Genomic DNA, 16048 nt, shown 5'->3' on the forward strand with positions numbered 1-16048 from the left:
ATCCGTATGCGTCTAAGCGCAACTTTTCAACAGATCGTCCGTCCCCTGGTCGAGTACCGCATCCTGCTGTCGCTTGGACTCAGCGCAGCCTGCGGCATCGTCCTTAATAGTCTTTACCCGATCAATCAGGTGAACCCTTTACTGCGGTTGATCTCACTCGAACGGTCATCAATCTATCTCGATCTGGTATGGAGCTATAACCTGTTCCTCTACAGCACACCGTTCCTAGTGTTCTCCATGATGTTCTCTCTGATCTATGTCCATATATATAGAAAAGAGCTGGAGCAGGCTGCCGGATCGCTGCCTCCATTCGTCGATCCACGCATCAGGCAGGAGCTATCGCTGGTACTTGGCGAGGTACATCGTCAGCTCGTTCCGCGACCCAGTCCGACCCCGCGATGGCTCTCCATCCCGGAACGGGGTCTCTATACCGGCATCGCCTCCTTCGGTTCCATCGGCTCTGGCAAAACCCTCGGCCTGATCCTGCCGGCGATGCGCCAGTTATTCGCATACCGTGCCGACGATCCGGAAAGAAAGCTCTCGGGCATCGTCCTTGAGGTCAAAGGGGACCTATGCCGCCAACTCCAACGCATCCTTATGTGGTGCGGGCGAGAGACCGACTATGACGAAATTTCCCTCGATGGCGATCTGCGCTATAACCCGCTAAATAATACTCTCGACGCCTACGCGCAGGCATTCAACATCGCCTCCATCATTACTTCGATATGGGGCAAGGGTAAGGAGCCCTTCTGGCAGCAGTCTTATACAGACCTTGTCCGGTACGTGATCCTGCTCCACCGCATCCGCGACGGATACCTGACGATGGTCGATATCTTCCGCACCGTCATCAGCGCCGGACGACTCGAAGAACTCATGATCGAAGTTGGAACGCGCTTCAGCACAACCAGCTATATCGGTATCGATAAGGAAGCATACCTGGAGCATGAGGGTCTGTTGTCCCCGCTGGGACTCGAGTGGCGCGAAGACGAGGAACTTTACCTCGTAGCCTGGACCGAGGCGTTGGAACAGTTGCTGATCCAACACACGTCAGCAGAATTTGCTGTTTACACTCGAAGGCCATACCAAGCTGAACAGCGAGACCTTTTCGAGAGCGTCCAGTATTGGTACTGGGAACACTGGAAGTTCTTTCGCTCCGAGGTCAAGACTTCGATCGTGCAGGGTATTGTCGTCTTTCTGTCTCTCTTTGAGACCGACGCCAAGGTCCGTCGGGTCTTCTGTCCGCCCAAAGAGCTGTACGAAGGCAAACCCTGTTCCTCCGACCTCAAAGGACGGGTACTTCCACCGTTCGACGAACTGATCGAATCCGGCAGAATCGTCGGCCTGAACTTCCCGGTGGCTCTCAACCCCGCGCTCGCCAAGACCATCGGCACCTTCATGAAGATCGACTACCAGCGTGCCGTTCAGCTACGCATCCCGATTATGGATGCTCACCCCGAACGGCACTTCCGTCCAACGGTATTCATCTGCGACGAGTACCAGAACTTCGCTACGGTCGGTGGTGACAATCCGACTGGCGATGAGCGCTTCTACTCGATGTCCCGGCAACCGAAGTGCATTCCCATTGTCGCAACCCAGAGCGTCTCAAGCCTCAAAGAGGCTCTTCCCAACGAAGGAGTCATGACCCTGCTACAGGCTCTCCGTACCAAGGTCTTTCTGACAACGACAGACCCAGAGACGGCACGATACGCGTCTGAGTTGTGCGGCAAAGCAGACCGTACCCGGATCAGCTACACCGTCTCTGAATCCAACACCAATGCAAATGTTGGACTTTTGAGTGGCCGCACCTCGTCCAGTAAAGGTTCCGTCTCTGCCTCAAAGCAGTACCAGAAACATAAGGAACCACTCTTTGAAGAGAAGATCTTCTTCGACCTGAAGAATGCACAGTCCGTAGTCGTTGCGTTCGACGGCATCAGCCCTTTGCCACCAACCTATTGCTATCTCAAGCCTGATTTCCTGCCCAATAATATGAGCTGGTTCGAGCAGGCGCAGATCGGCTTCAATCCGGACAGGATTTCTATATGAAGGCGGTGGAAATGACGGGCAGTGGAAAGCGTAAAAAGAACGCTGCCGTTTCCTCCCTTCTCACTGACCTTGGAAATCGCTTTGCGATTCCCACATTACCACCGCCACGACCGCGGCGATCGAATTTTGATTTCAGACATTCAACCAACAAGAGGTATCAACTATGAGCTTCGACGTTATTATTCCGTTTCTCAAACCTATCGAGCATCTTCTGTCCAGCAAAACAGTCTCCGAGATCATGGTGAATCCTGACGGCTCCGTATGGATGGAAGAGAAGGGCCATATCGTTTTACAACCAAGCGTAGGATTTGAAGACGGCGCGCTGTTGACCAGCCTCGAAGTGATCGCCAACAGCTTTGGCAAAAAACTTGACGCCGATTCGCCCATCCTCAATCTCCGACTGCCGGACGGTAGTCGTATGGCTGCGCTCATTCCCCCCGTGGTCAATCCTCAGCCCATGATGACCATCCGCAAGTTCACCTCTCGCGATTTCACGATGGACGATTTGATCGAACGCAGAATGATCACAAGCGCACAAGGACAACGACTCTCGGACGCGATTGAACGCGGCGACAATCTTCTAATCTCAGGTAGTACCTCATCAGGTAAAACCACATTGACCAACGTGCTGGCCTCGTTCATTCCTGATGGGGATCGTATCCTGATCCTCGAAGATGTCGCTGAACTCAACATTAAGAAGCCACATGTTATCTCCGCTGAAGCCCAGCTCGATACTCATAAGAGCGAGATCAGCTTTGCTGATCTCCTCAAGGCTGCGCTCCGTCACAGGCCGGACAGGATCATTGTTGGTGAAATTCGCGGCACAGAAGCGCGAACATTTTTGGACGCTCTGAACACTGGCCATCGCGGATCGCTCTCAACCATCCACGCCAACAGCGCCGGAGATGCGCTGCGGCGTCTCGCGCAACTCGCCATGCGCGGCTCCGGAGGTGTCCCGCTGGATGACGTCGAAGAGGAGTGTAGAAGGTCCATCGACATGATCGCGCACGTGATGAATCACGACGGTTGGCGCCATCTCTCGGAGATTCGCACATCGAGGGAATGATCCAAGGGGATGTATGCATAAACCCTCAGAAGTCAGGTGATCGGGAGCGATCCATACTTCGACCGCAGGACACCTATCTGACCCTCAATTGATTTCAATCCTGAGAGCCAAGAGTTGAGAGAGAAATCCATCTGCGATCTCTTTGAGTTTGCCGTACCGTTGATCGCGCCTCATGAAGAGCGCAATCTCAATTCCGAGATAGCGATCAGCAAGCGGCTTGAAAACAATTCCGGAATAGGAGATATGGGCCACAGAAGAACGGGGCAGCAAGGCGATACCAAAGCCATGAACAGTGAACTCAAGAGCGTGCGTCGTACTTTTGACCTCTTTGAATACCGGTCGTACAGACAGGCTGGCCATATATCTCATTACCCGTCCATAGAACCGTGGCTGCAACGATCGCGGCATCCAGAAGATCATTTCGCGGTCCAGGTCATGTGCGGTCACCGCTACCTTCTGAGCCAACCGGTGATTCCTTGGCAGGCAGACCGAGAATCCCTCCTGTCCAACGCGCTGTACCCATAGATCGCGGTCAACTATGGGGCCAACTCCCAAGGCGACGTGTAGACGGCCCTGAAGAACTCGCTCCACTAACTCTAGAGTATTCGCTGTCTCAAGGACGATTCCGGAAGGTTCATCGCCGGGAGGATGAGACGCCGGGCTCAGCCTGTTCAAAAGCGGTAGGAACGCATTGTGAGTGTAGGGAGAATACCCGATGCGATAGGGGCCGGTCTCAATCTGAGCCTGAAATCTGGCGAGATCCCAAGCACGTTCCGCATGGCTGATCGAGAGAGATGCCTCCTGAACGAAGAGCCTTCCTGCAGCGGTAAGATCCACCTTGCGCGTCGATCTGTCAAACAGCTTGACGCCGATGCTTTGCTCCAGCAACGTGACTCTTCTGGTGAGTGAGGGCGGAGTAATTCCCAGCTTCTTCGAGGCCCGGACGAAATTGCCCTCCTGAGCGATGATGACAATCATGATGGTGACTTCCAATGGATTCTTGCTCTGCATGGAGACCTGCCTTCAAAGTAGAGGTTATGATGAGTGGGAAATGCCTTTCTGCGTCAGCGATTCTGGAATAAAACGAAATGGAGGGGCTAGATATTGCGCAGCTCTGTTCCTACACTTGCGCCGACTAGACGTTCTTCCGTGGGATGGCACAGTAATCCCCATCGTTGGGGGAAAACTACACAAATTGGAGTCATTTTTGTGCAGAGCTCGGAACCTGCGAAACAGGCTCATATCCGCCTAGCAGGACACACCCAAATGCGACCGGGCAAGGGTAGTCAACGCAATCCTGGTTCCGGCAGGTCGGATACGACTCTTCTTCATTTTGTGGACGAGTCGGACTAAAACGCACCACTGCAGCCACCGCACATGGAGGATCAACTTCGACCGTGAGGTCTGCGGTTCCTCTGCAGCGACTCCGAACCCCTGTTTCTTGAGGATCGTAGGCAAATAATTGAAATGGCACAACTCGGCCCAATCGTACATAGCTCCCTACTCAGCGACAAAAAGAGCAATCAGTGCGACATTGGAGCCGGACTGGCTCCGTGCCGCAAGCTTGGCAGTGAGATGGTGGACATGCAACAGAAATTATGCGATTGGCCAAATTTACTCTCTCAATGAAACTGGAGAGCCCGACTTGAAATGTGTCGGAGGCTGAGAGAGTAATGCTAGACGAGCAGAGCTACGGCGGATCAAAGTGACAGTCACGAAGGGCTGGATGATTGCCCAGGCGTCGAAGGGGGGTGCGGTAAGGAATTGAAGCTCACTGCGAAACATGTCTAAAACCGCTAATCGGACGGATTCTCGCGTTCGGCGACGAAGCCGAATATTTCCTGTTGCGTTACCTTATGTCGAGGCACAAAATTGCTCATATCGTCGGCTCGCGCCATATAGGCAATAGGCAAACTTTGAAGTAAATATTCTTTACATGGATTCTTTACGATCCTGCTGCTAAGGGCTCTCCTGTTCATTTCGTCCTTCCGACTCCCGTGCTGAGCTTCTTTGAGGAGGCTGCTCATTGTGTACAGTTTTGTCCCACGCGAGCAAATCGCCGACACACTCATCCATCTCCGCGGGCTGTTTCGTAACGTTCCACCCGTCGACGAAAAGGAATATCGGGCGCAAGAGAGAAGAGAGCTTTTGACAAAGAACCTGCTTTCGAATCTCCGCCGCACCAAGGATCATCCCACTCTTCACTCCGTTCTTGAGGTTGCGAATGCCTTCTCGCTGACTCTTGATGGCGCGCACCGACTCTTCGGATACGAGTTGGAGAGAATCAGAGAGTATGACCTCAGATTGAACGCCGGACGCACTCACATCATTGAAACTTACCCATTCGAGCGCGATCTTCTGGTTGACCTGCCCTCACAGTTGGGCGGCGATGAGATCTTTACCAGGAGTGCCACCCTACATGAACTTGTCCCGGAGTGGCAAGGCAACGTTCCTATCCATGCCTTGGAGAATGCCGATTGGCGTCAGCCAGGCGCATTCTATGTGCACGTCGGAACAGAAGACAGCCTGGGCTCCAGCCTGCCGCCCGGTGCAATTGCTCTTGTAGTGCCGATAGACGAAGCAGAACAATCGCGTCCAAACCCAAGAGCAATCTATCTGCTTCAGTTCGGTAACGGATACCGTTGCAGTCGCTGTGTCGTCAGCCGAGGAAAGCTCATATTGCTAGTCTCCGGTCGAAGACATAACGGCCCTCATGAGTTCGCTTTTCCGAAAGACGTGCGGATTGTAGGAAGAATACGCATGTTCGCGTTGAGCCTTCCGCTGCCCGACTATTCGTTACTCCATTCTCTTCCAATGTCTGAGCACAACGCCCCGCTGGTCCTTCCCTGGGAGCATTCCTCAATGGATCGGCTGTTCGGGACGAAACATCGCCGGTTTCGGAGATCGCGTCAGGATCTTCCGCGCATTCAAGAGACGATGGAGTCAATCTTCCATACGAAACTCAGCGGCAGGACGGAACGGCGCTATCGGCGCCATACGTCATCTATGCCCCATGTCGATGCACTGATCCGACTCTCCGTGATGCATCTGACGCGTTACACCGATGCCCTCAGGGTGCTGCGGCCTATGCCCTCTGATCTAGGGAGGTATTCTCTCGATGCTCTTCTCAATGCAAGACACCTTGCGGATCTATCGGGAAAGTTTCGCCGACCGCATATGCCCGTTCCGAGGGATCGGTGGATGGAACTCCGCAAGAAATTTGCTGAATGGCCCATGCTGCTGTCGCTACGATTTCCGCAACTTCGCTCTTTGGACGATCGAGTGGTTCTACTTCCGCAGGGCAGCGCACTTCAGGGTGTCGATCCACCCATCTCTCCAGGCTCTCTCATTCTTTTGGAAGAAATACCCGGTATCTCTGAGATTCATAGCGACACGACAAAGGCCGGCTGGGGGCGCCGGCTCTATGCGTTTCGTAGAGGCACGGATCTACGATGCGGCTACTTGGATAGAAATGAGGACCATTACACTCTTCTTGTCGGCTCTGACGGTGCCGGCGAAGCGATTTCGATTCGTCAGGACGAAATTCACCAGCTTAACCGCATCTCCGGCGTTGCTGTGCCGCTATAACGATCTGCGTGCGGGTTTCGCTTCAGACTTTTCCTTGGGGGATCGTGGTTTCAACATAATCTGGGGTTCTTGACATGTGAGCCGGGCTATACGTCTTGGTTAGGACTGCTACAGATCATCCGAAGCCTTCGATGATCTGCCGACCAGATGAATAATCTGTGATTCGGTTAGAGGTTGTTTGGCTGATCGTGCTCAGGCGTAGCCGATGCACGTGCAGACTTACCGCAAGGATGATTATCCATACTTTAGTGGGGGCGTAGACGCGAATTGCATGTAGATAGAACCAACTCAGACAGTTGTTGCATCTCAGGATGAGACCTTTCCATCAGGCAACGCATCCTTTGCGATGCTTCGCAGAAGCTTGCGAGTGCCGGTTTTCTTCAGTTCCTACTCTGCTCGCCGTCCTTCCCCAATTCCCTTCCCACCAGCGCCAAGGTACAGAGTTCCCGCTTCTGAGTGCACACTCAAGCCCGCTGCCGTCGTCCTTTTGTTAGTGAACAAGTTCCACGCACTGGCTGACTGGACCTGGATCATCGCCTGTGATGACAGTTGCACTGGGATTATCAGCCTTTAATTTACATTTCGGCCAATTAGCCCTCAGGGAAAGTAAGTGACTTCCTCCGGGACCTATCGACGAGAAGTTTATACTTCGAGCTTCGACCGTTATTGCGTGTGAACCTACAGAATCTTGACAGAGCAGCGACCCAGCTATCCGATATGAGCCTGAGTTTTCGATTAAGTTTGGCCATGCGTCAGATTTTTCAGGGTCAGTACTTGGTTTGAGGTTAAGCTCTTCTCCATTGTCCGCATCCTTGCGGGGTATAAAGCAGCTGGAGGAAGCCAATGAGCATCGGCAGCAATCATATTCATACGGTCACCGATCAGGATGGCGCCGCCATCCTCGATATCGAACACGGCACGGTCACTACGCTCAATTCCACTGGGGCCTTTGTTTGGCAACGACTTGAGCGAGGGGAAGGTCTGCAGATCATTGCCGCGAGTCTTTCGCGTGATACCGGCGAAGATGTCTTAACCGTCGAGCGTGACGTGCGCGAGTTTGTCGAATCACTCAAGCAAAACAACCTCTTGACTCGGCCTATGCGGAGGGCCTAAGTGTCAATCGCCGAAGCTACTATCGAGACGATCGAGTATCGGGTCATCCTTGTGCGTTCTGACTCCCGCCAGCTGCTGGCGTTCGATGCAGTTGGAGGCTACTGTCTGCCGCGTGTTCGGATTCCGCTGTTTACCCGTCCAGCGGAGCAATTGCAGAAGGCTATCAAAGCCATAGTGGGACTGGCCGTTATCATTCTCGAGTTTCTCGCCGTGGAGAACGGTTGCTGCCGCTGCGCGGTTGCTGAGGTCCTTGCTCCCGATGCAAGCTCCGAACTCAGGCCGGTGACGCCCGAGAAGATTGCGGGTGCCGAGTTATCCGAACAGGAGCGTGCCCAACTTGCTTCCCTGCTTTCCGGCACCAGCCATTCCGCAGTATCCCAGATCGGCTGGATCGATCAGGCAATTGGATGGCTTGAGTGGGAGACTGCTGCGAAGCTCTCGTCCAAGAGCCAAATCGAACAGTACAACGCGGGTGGAGCTTTCTCCCTTATCCGTTTTCCTATGGACGATACGACGAATTACTGGCTGAAGGCGACGGGCGAGCCATGTATACACGAACTCCCGATTACGAAGCATTTGTCCGAGCTGAGCGGTGATTGTCTCCCACACTTCGTCTCAGCACGGCCAGAATGGAACGCCTGGTTGATGTCAGGTGGGCCCCAGGTCGAGGAGGTGACTACCGAGCCTTACAAGCTCTTCTGCTTTTTGGAAGGCGCCGCTGGATCCATAGCTGAACTTCAAATGAGAACTCAAGGACACAGCCAGAATCTGATGGACTCCGGCGTCTTCGATCAAGGCTTCGATGTCTTTCAAATGCATTCCGAAGCATTATTCGACTCTCTCGAAGAGGCCATGAGCCTGCAAACCTCATCCAGGGTTCCTCGTCTTGAACGATCACGTCTGCAGGAGATTCGCATAATATTCGATGATGTATGCAGTCGCATGGAGCGTCTCGATATACCCAAGACTATCGTGCATGGAGACATCAATTACGGCAATATCTTGTTCCGTTCCGGACGTTGTCAGTTCATTGACTGGTGCGAGGCATATATCGCTAGTCCACTCATTTCCCTACAGCACCTGTTGCTTCTTAACAAGACGAAGGATCCGGAGCTGAGGGGCTTCATGAGCCAGGGGATCACGGACAGGTATCGAACGATCTGGTTGCGATCCTGCAATGCCGGCTCATTCGATAAGGGATTGATTTATATGCCGCTCCTTGCGGTTGTCTCGACCTTGTATGGAAGAGGCGATTGGCTGACTTCGCCCCAACGAAATGATCCCCGACGGCAGTCGTACGCACGCAGTCTTGCGCGACACATGGACAACGCAGCGCGCGAGCCGAAGCTGCTGGAGGCGCTATGCCACTAACCAACTCAATTCATACTCCGGTCGAAGAACTCATCCACGGCGTTGTGGTACGTGACCCTTATCGCTGGCTTGAAGATCGGAATCTTCCCGAAACGGAAGAATGGCTCCGCGATCAGCACTTGAGGTGCGAAGAATATTTCGCAGACTGCATCGATCTCGACGGGCTTCGAAAGCGTGCACGTGAGTATCTGGATATCGAAGTCGTCGATCAGCCGGCAAGAGTGGCAGGCCGATACTTTTACCGTCGGCGCGATAGAGGGCAGGAACAGGCAAGCATCTACATTCGAGACATGACATCGGGACTCGAGCGGCTACTCGTCGACCCTGCGGCGATGGGACCCTTCACAAGCGTCGGCATCCATCAGGTCGCCGACGACGGATCGCTGCTCGCTTATGAGCTCAAACGGGATGGCGGAGATCGGAAAGCCATCCGCATTGTAGATGTTGTGAGTGGTTACATCTTGCCCGACAGCATCGAGACCGGCTATGCGAGGGGCTTCTGCTTCACTTCGGATCTTCGGGGGTTTTATTATTGCCACGAAGTGCTGGAATCACCGGAAGAGCATTTGATCTGCGTCCACCTGTTTGGAGAGCCAGCCGAGGATCAGGTATGTTTTCGCGCTCCACGCACGCGTGGAAGCCGCTTGCTCCTGAGAGCCGATGAGATCCATTTGGGTGCGTTGTACGTACACGAGCTCGATGGGGAGTTCGTTGTCGATTTCTGGGTCGCCCGGCGCGATGAGACGAAGATCTGGAATTGTGTGTTCGCAAATCGCACCCTCCCATTTGGCCCCATTTTGAAACAAGGTCGTCTTTTCGCTCTCAGCTACGAACATGCCTCCCGGGGAAGCTCGTGGAGCTCGATCTCGCGGGAACTGAGATCCGGACGGTCATTGCGGAGCAGGCAGGGACAATCCGTGAGCTCATCATGCTCGGCGACAGAATCTTTATCAACTATCTGGATCAACTGGAACATTCGGTCCGTTGCTGGAATCTCGCTGGGAAAGATATGGGCCGTGTACCCATTCCCCCGAATGGAACAGTTCAACTGCTGGCTCACCATGGCGACCATGGAAATAGTGTCTTCTACACATTTGAATCGTTCACGCAGCCGCTCGTCTTGTTTGAGTATGAGATTGACGCCGACGAGCCGCACCTCTGGCACCGGAGATGCACACCAATAGCGCCTTTGTGTACTATTCGTGAGGCCTATTACCCCTCCGGAGACGAAAAGAGCATTCCGATAACCCTCGTGACTCCCAAAGGAGTTGGTTTGAGCGCTGGATTGCCAGTGTTGATGACAAGCTATGGAGGCTTCGGTGTGTCGATGACGCCACAGTTCTCCGTTCTCGTGTCCATCATGATGGAGCTGGGCTGTACCTTCGTGCTGCCCCACATCCGCGGCGGCGGGGAGTTCGGAAAGGATTGGCACGAAGCTGGCCGAGGAAGAAATCGCCAGGTAGCTTTCAGCGATTTCATAGCCGCCGCGGAGTGGCTGAACAGGGAAAGTTTGACTTCGCCTCGGCTTGCCATCTTTGGCGGATCGAACTCGGGGCTATTGGTCTGCGCAGGGATGACGCAGCGGCCAGATCTGTTCACCGCTGTACTCTGCATTGCTCCGCTTCTGGACATGGTGCGTTACGAATTTTTCGACCAAGCCGCGAAGTGGCGGAAGGAGTATGGGACTGTCAACGATCCGCAGGACTTCTCCGCTCTGTACGCATCTTCTCCGTACCACCATATTGGGGACCATATGAACTATCCGTCCTTATTGTTTGTAGCCGGAGACAGCGATGATCGCTGTAATCCCGCTCATGTCAGGAAGATGGCGGCTCGTCTGCAGAACCGCGCGGCCCAACGTTCTCCCATCATCGTGGACTACTGCGGAGAACGAGGACATTCCCCGGTTCTGCCTTTGTCTGTTCGCATCGAGGCCTTAGCAAGGAGAATCGCTTTTCTGTGCAAGGAGCTCAACCTGCCTGTCGTCTTCGGAGACTGTCATGAAACGGCTTGTGCTTGAAAGCTGGTTATTGTTGCTCTATTTCGAATTAATCTTACGCGTCTGCGGCTTCAAACACCTTCATCGCACTGTCCGAGAGATGAAGGTACGACCCGTTGGCGAGCAGGATTGCCTGACAAGCACCGGCCTGTGTCATGCCGTCGATCTGGCCTGCGTCTTTTATTTCAAGCGAGTGATGTGCTTGCAACGTTCAGCCGCAACGACGCTTCTGTTGCGTCGTCATGGGTGGGCAGCAGAGATGGTCATCGGAGCCCAGATAATGCCGTTCCGCTCGCACGCGTGGGTGGAGATCAAGGGTGTTGTCGTGAATGACAAACCGTACATGCTGGATACGTACCGGGTACTGGAGCGCTGCTGATCTGAGGTAGGTCATGAGTGTTATTTTCGGAATCAGAAAGACCGAAGGAGCGTTGGTCGAGGGGCGGCAACTACTCGACCTAGCTCACGCGACTAATCGCTATGCGCTGGATGGGACCTTTGTACGAGCCAAGGGAAGCGTCGGGATGGGCTTTCAGTCGTACCGTACTCATCAGCGTGCTGATCTGGAATCCCAGCCATTCCTCGATGACTTCGGCAATATGGTCTCGTTGGATGGCCGCCTCGATAATCACAAAGAACTTCGTGAATTGCTGGACATTCCTGGGACGGATACGGCGGATTCGCTGATCATTCTAACGGCTTTCCGTTGCTGGGGGGAGGAGTGCTTTGCTAGATTTGTGGGAGACTGGGCGCTCGCTCTTTGGATACAAGAGAACAGCTCGCTTTACCTCGCTAGAGATCATGCCGGTACGCGGACGCTATATTTTGAAGAAACAAACGGCCATCTTGTATGGTCGACCTTCTTGGAGACCTTCTTTGCCGATAGAAGGTCGAGGCCTCTGGATGAAACTTATGCGGCACGCTACCTGTCGTGCCACCCAATCGGCGACCTGACACCCTTCGCCAATATTGCTGCGGTGACCCCCGCGCACTATTTCATCTTCTCTAAGGGAACCATTGTTCGCAGACCGCACTGGCAATGGATGGTCAAAGACCGGATCACCTACAACCAGGACAGTGAATATGAGGAGCATTTCCTGAAGCTCTTTGCACAGGCTGTCGATCGTCGCACCGGTCCCGGGGCCCCGATTCTCGCGCACCTCAGCGGTGGGATGGACTCCAGCGCAATTGTTTGCATGTCCGACACCCTCAGGCTGCATCAGGGGCGACAAATAGAGCAACTGCTCGATACGGTTTCGTTTTACGACGACTCCGAGCCAGCCTGGGATGAAAAACCTTATTTTACGGCTGTGGAGTCCCAGCGAGGCAAAGTGGGTTTACACGTTGACGTATCTTCAACACGCCCAACATTCACTCCGCTGTCTTGTCCTCCAGGGGGATATCCCCTACTGCCGGGGAACGATGGGGGCTCCTACGAACAAAGGGAGCACTTTGAAGAAATCTTGGCATCGCGGGGATATCGAGTCCTCTTGTCCGGAGTCGGAGGAGATGAGCTCTTGGGGGGCGTGCCGACGCCTCTGCCCGAGCTGTCCGATTATCTCTTGACCTGCAATCTCGCTGCTTTGTTTCAGAAGACGCTTCCTTGGTGCCTGAGTTTGCGCACCTCGCTCCTACATCTGGTTCGGGATACTGTTAGGTTCTCAAAGCGCGCCTATTGGAGCGGTTCATCCGGCAAGATACACCTGCCGCCATGGGCCTCCCCCCGCTTGGAACCGAACGAGGCTGATGCCAAACAAGAAGGAGGTTTGCTCCTGCCGAGTAGGGTCATGAACGGAAGAACGTGGTGGTCGATACTGGAGACCCTTCCCAGCCCCCACCTTGCATCTTCGAGAAGAGAATACCGTTTTCCTTACCTTGACCGAGATCTGGTGGATTTCCTCCTTCGCATCCCCAATGATCAGCTCGTTCGCCCAGGCCGAAGACGCGCTCTCATGCGTAGAGCGCTCTCGGGCATTCTTCCCTCCATTGTATTGGAGCGGCGCAGGAAGGCCTATATCGATCGAGGACCAGCTGTCACACTTGCCCTCTCTACAGACACAATTCTGGACTCCGTGGCGAACTCACTCCTGGCCAGGCATGGATATATCGACATTCCTAAATTCGAAAGCTTTCTTCGTCAAGTGGGATCCCAAGATCAGAGCAGGTGGGGATTGTCTCTCATGAGGACATCCCTCTTTGAAATCTGGTTGAAGTCAGGATGGGCCACCATTCCTTAGACCTGAGAAAAACGCTAGACAGTTTGCCTTCTCTGGAAGGCTACAAGTTCCGGATGGATCACCCATACGGAAGTCACAAAAGGAGTAATTCTATGCGCTACACGGAACCAGTTGTTTTGTCCTACTCCATGGCTAGTTCTTCCGTCATGGGCTCTCCGAAGGCAACCAGAAACCCTGACAACATTGAAGGTGGCATGCCTGCTTTCCTCAGTTCCGTCGGAGCATATGAGGCGGACGAGTAACCTTCATGCTTTCCATACAGGAGTTGATTGCCGGAAATCTGGACACTCAACTCCTGTGTGATATGAAAATCGTTCACACTAGTGTGGCGAATCCAGCCGGCGTTCTGCATTAACTGCGCTCCGCAATTCACGCCATCGCTGGTATTGCTGAGGGTCCATCGCTGTAGGTCGCTCTTGGTCTCTTAGCCAGAACAGATACCAATCCAGATTGCGTTCTAGCGATGCCAGGCGGGCCAAGGGATGACCGGGCTGGTGCGACTCCAGAGGATAGTAGTACATCTCGACAGGTTTTCCTAGGCGACTGAGTCCGACAAACACCTCCCACTTTAGAGCGAGATTGCTTGGAGGTGCCCCATCGTTGTCATACGCCACGCCGTTACCCATTACCTCCATCAACAATGGAGTCTGAACCCTTGGAAGGTTGAACGAGATGGAATAGTCCAGCCACGATCTCAGTGTCGCGCCATAGGGCGGCCCTCCGTACATCGCATCCCAAGCGCGTAGAACCCCATCCGTGTGGATCATCCAATACTCGCCCAAGCTGTATTGTGTATTATCTGCGACGGTCGCTGCAGCATAGTTTGTTTTGCCGTGTGTAAGCGCAAATTCGGTATACCAGCCGGAACGGCTGAAGCCTATGATTCCAACTCTGTTCCGGTCAATGAGGCCGTCCTTCGCAAGATGGTCGATGGCACTATCCCAGACATCCGCCTGAAATGCTACTTGTCCCAAAAGTCCAGGGAGGCCTTTGGGATAGTGGGTTTGTTCCTCCGCTGTCTGCGGTCCTTCGGGCAAAAAACGAATCAAATACATGATTCCGGCATTTGCAATCGGCTGGGGAGCAAATGAGGGCTCGTGATTCAAGCCACTATCGCAAAAGAAATTACCCGCTGCTGGATATGAGTGGATCACCAAGGGATAGCGTGTGCCTGGCTTGTAGTCCGGAGGTAGAAGGAGAATGCCGGAGGCACGATAGCCGGTCGAAGTCTCCCACTGCACTTCTTTGATTGGTGCCAGAGTCAGTTCGTCGAACTGCGGATTGAGCTTGGCCAGGATCTGCACCTGTTCTTCGTCCTCTTTGTAAGAAAACAGCTCCGGCGGAGTTGCCGGTGATTCATAGTCTCCTACGACAGATTTTCCATCGCTCGCAAGCCCTGCATTCCTGAAGAGCCCCTGAAGGGGAAGATGGATCTGCGACGACTCCTCCCACTTCTGATGCTTATACTGAAACCGCGAAACGATGTTGTCTCCTGTACGAAGGACAAGATCGTCATCGGATCTCCACGACAAGGGACGATCGTAGATTCCATTAAGTTCAGAACGAACCTGTATGACCGAGCCGGACGCAACGTTGACTTCGAATAAGTGAACTGCCTCGCTGGCTCCTCGATGCTCTCGCAGGTCTTGCTGCTCCCACACGCTATTGACTGGAGAGACAGAGGCGATCATGAACGACTTGCTGTCGCGCGACCAGAAGGGAATGCTCCATGCCCATGGGCCCTCAAATGGAAGATGTGTTTCGCCGTCCGATAAATCGACCACTACAGTAACCTGCGCTACTCCAATGCTGGAAAGGATGTCCCGAACTACCGGGCTTTTCTTCCAGGCGTTTGAAATCCGGCTGGAATTTTCAAGATATGTTAACGCCAGCGACTCTCCATTTGGAGAGAGGCTTAGCCGCAGATTGAGGGCGTAGGAAAGAGACGTGAGAGTTCCCTTGGTAAATGGCGACTGCACGTTCAAGGCCTGTGGTGCGGTCCACCCTCCCGTACCGCGTCTCCGGGTAACGAAGATCTTTCGCCGAAAGAAGAGCGCTACCTGCTCTCTCTGAAAGGGGATTCTATAGCCTTGCGCGAGGTCGCTGGCACTTTTTAGCTTGTTCCGGGTTTGGTCCGGCTCTTCCATCGCAAAGACAATGGTTTTACCATCTTCGGCGACGCTGTATTCGGAGATATCCTGAGACGCTCGCGCTAAGACCTGGACGCGTCCTGAAGGGATCTCAACCTGTTTAACAACGGTGTGGCCGTCATCCTTCGCCAAGACAATGACGGCCGTGCCATCGTTCAGCCACTGCAAGCCGGAGATATCCGCACCGGCGAGTAAGTGTTGCACTTGCCCCTGCGGCGCACCAAGCTGTTTCAGCTCGAGGAGAATATCGTTCTGATTTGACTGAAGATTAGGGGCCTGAACCAGGTACGCAACAGCAGTCCCTTGGGAATTGGTCTGAATGGAAGAACGAAAATCGTCCTCGAGAAAGTGCCGGACAGTAACGCAATCTGCCGGAACGATTGCCCTCCGCAACTCAGCCTGAAGACTTCCCGCGAAGACGCATAGGGTGAATATCAAGAACTTGTTGTGGCGCTTCCACATCTTCTGTTGGGTCATTGGC

The 16048-nt window shown here is 53.8% G+C and carries 10 protein-coding genes and 2 pseudogenes; 10 read left to right on the plus strand and 2 right to left on the minus strand.

Annotated elements, in window-relative coordinates:
• The first annotated feature begins 6 nt into the window (after window positions 1-6).
• Entirely contained in the window at window positions 7-2043 is a 2037-nt protein-coding gene (locus tag RBB75_RS05960) for a type IV secretory system conjugative DNA transfer family protein (protein ID WP_353069857.1), read from the plus strand.
• Between the two features lie 163 nt (window positions 2044-2206).
• Window positions 2207-3109, plus strand: coding sequence for a CpaF family protein (locus RBB75_RS05965; protein WP_353069858.1), 903 nt, complete (start codon window positions 2207-2209; stop codon window positions 3107-3109).
• An 84-nt stretch (window positions 3110-3193) separates the two neighbouring features.
• On the opposite strand, the gene RBB75_RS05970 is transcribed toward RBB75_RS05965, so the two are convergent.
• Window positions 3194-4102, minus strand: a complete 909-nt coding sequence (locus RBB75_RS05970; protein ID WP_353069859.1) for a LysR family transcriptional regulator — start codon at window positions 4100-4102, stop codon at window positions 3194-3196.
• A gap of 1035 nt (window positions 4103-5137) precedes the next feature.
• Here RBB75_RS05970 and RBB75_RS05975 point away from each other — a divergent pair.
• The 8 genes and pseudogenes from RBB75_RS05975 (at window position 5138) to RBB75_RS06010 (ending at window position 13417) form a co-directional block, all read left to right on the plus strand.
• A complete protein-coding gene (locus RBB75_RS05975) occupies window positions 5138-6697 on the plus strand; it encodes a hypothetical protein (RefSeq protein WP_353069860.1) in 1560 nt (519 codons plus the stop codon).
• Between the two features lie 843 nt (window positions 6698-7540).
• A complete protein-coding gene (locus RBB75_RS05980; protein ID WP_353069861.1) occupies window positions 7541-7810 on the plus strand; it encodes a PqqD family protein in 270 nt (89 codons plus the stop codon).
• Window positions 7811-9181, plus strand: a complete 1371-nt coding sequence (locus RBB75_RS05985) for a phosphotransferase (protein ID WP_353069862.1) — start codon at window positions 7811-7813, stop codon at window positions 9179-9181.
• Window positions 9172-9807: pseudogene (locus RBB75_RS05990) on the plus strand (hypothetical protein); the annotation flags it as partial. The gene RBB75_RS05985 and the pseudogene RBB75_RS05990, both read left to right, overlap by 10 nt.
• A gap of 227 nt (window positions 9808-10034) precedes the next feature.
• Window positions 10035-10286: pseudogene (locus tag RBB75_RS05995) on the plus strand (hypothetical protein); the annotation flags it as partial.
• A 168-nt stretch (window positions 10287-10454) separates the two neighbouring features.
• On the plus strand, window positions 10455-11201 hold the full coding sequence (locus tag RBB75_RS06000) for a prolyl oligopeptidase family serine peptidase (protein WP_353070360.1): 747 nt from the start codon (window positions 10455-10457) through the stop codon (window positions 11199-11201).
• Entirely contained in the window at window positions 11182-11559 is a 378-nt protein-coding gene (locus RBB75_RS06005; protein WP_353069863.1) for a lasso peptide biosynthesis B2 protein, read from the plus strand. Before RBB75_RS06000 ends, RBB75_RS06005 begins: the two co-directional genes overlap by 20 nt.
• Window positions 11560-11572: 13 nt before the next feature.
• Entirely contained in the window at window positions 11573-13417 is a 1845-nt protein-coding gene (locus RBB75_RS06010) for an asparagine synthase-related protein (RefSeq protein ID WP_353069864.1), read from the plus strand.
• A gap of 320 nt (window positions 13418-13737) precedes the next feature.
• On the opposite strand, the gene RBB75_RS06015 is transcribed toward RBB75_RS06010, so the two are convergent.
• Window positions 13738-16044, minus strand: a complete 2307-nt coding sequence (locus RBB75_RS06015) for a prolyl oligopeptidase family serine peptidase (RefSeq protein WP_353069865.1) — start codon at window positions 16042-16044, stop codon at window positions 13738-13740.
• Window positions 16045-16048: the final 4 nt, after the last annotated feature.

The sequence above is a fragment of the Tunturibacter empetritectus genome (assembly GCF_040358985.1).
GTDB lineage: Bacteria > Acidobacteriota > Terriglobia > Terriglobales > Acidobacteriaceae > Edaphobacter > Edaphobacter empetritectus.

Excerpts from the sequence above, each read along its gene's own strand:
- RBB75_RS06005 (WP_353069863.1), top strand. The coding sequence starts at position 11,182 with ATGAAACGGCTTGTGCTTGAAAGCTGGTTATTGTTGCTCTATTTCGAA.
- RBB75_RS05980 (WP_353069861.1), top strand. The coding sequence starts at position 7,541 with ATGAGCATCGGCAGCAATCATATTCATACGGTCACCGATCAGGATGGC.
- RBB75_RS06010 (WP_353069864.1), top strand. The coding sequence starts at position 11,573 with ATGAGTGTTATTTTCGGAATCAGAAAGACCGAAGGAGCGTTGGTCGAG.
- RBB75_RS05960 (WP_353069857.1), top strand. The coding sequence starts at position 7 with ATGCGTCTAAGCGCAACTTTTCAACAGATCGTCCGTCCCCTGGTCGAG.
- RBB75_RS05965 (WP_353069858.1), top strand. The coding sequence starts at position 2,207 with ATGAGCTTCGACGTTATTATTCCGTTTCTCAAACCTATCGAGCATCTT.
- RBB75_RS06015 (WP_353069865.1), bottom strand. The coding sequence starts at position 16,044 with ATGACCCAACAGAAGATGTGGAAGCGCCACAACAAGTTCTTGATATTC.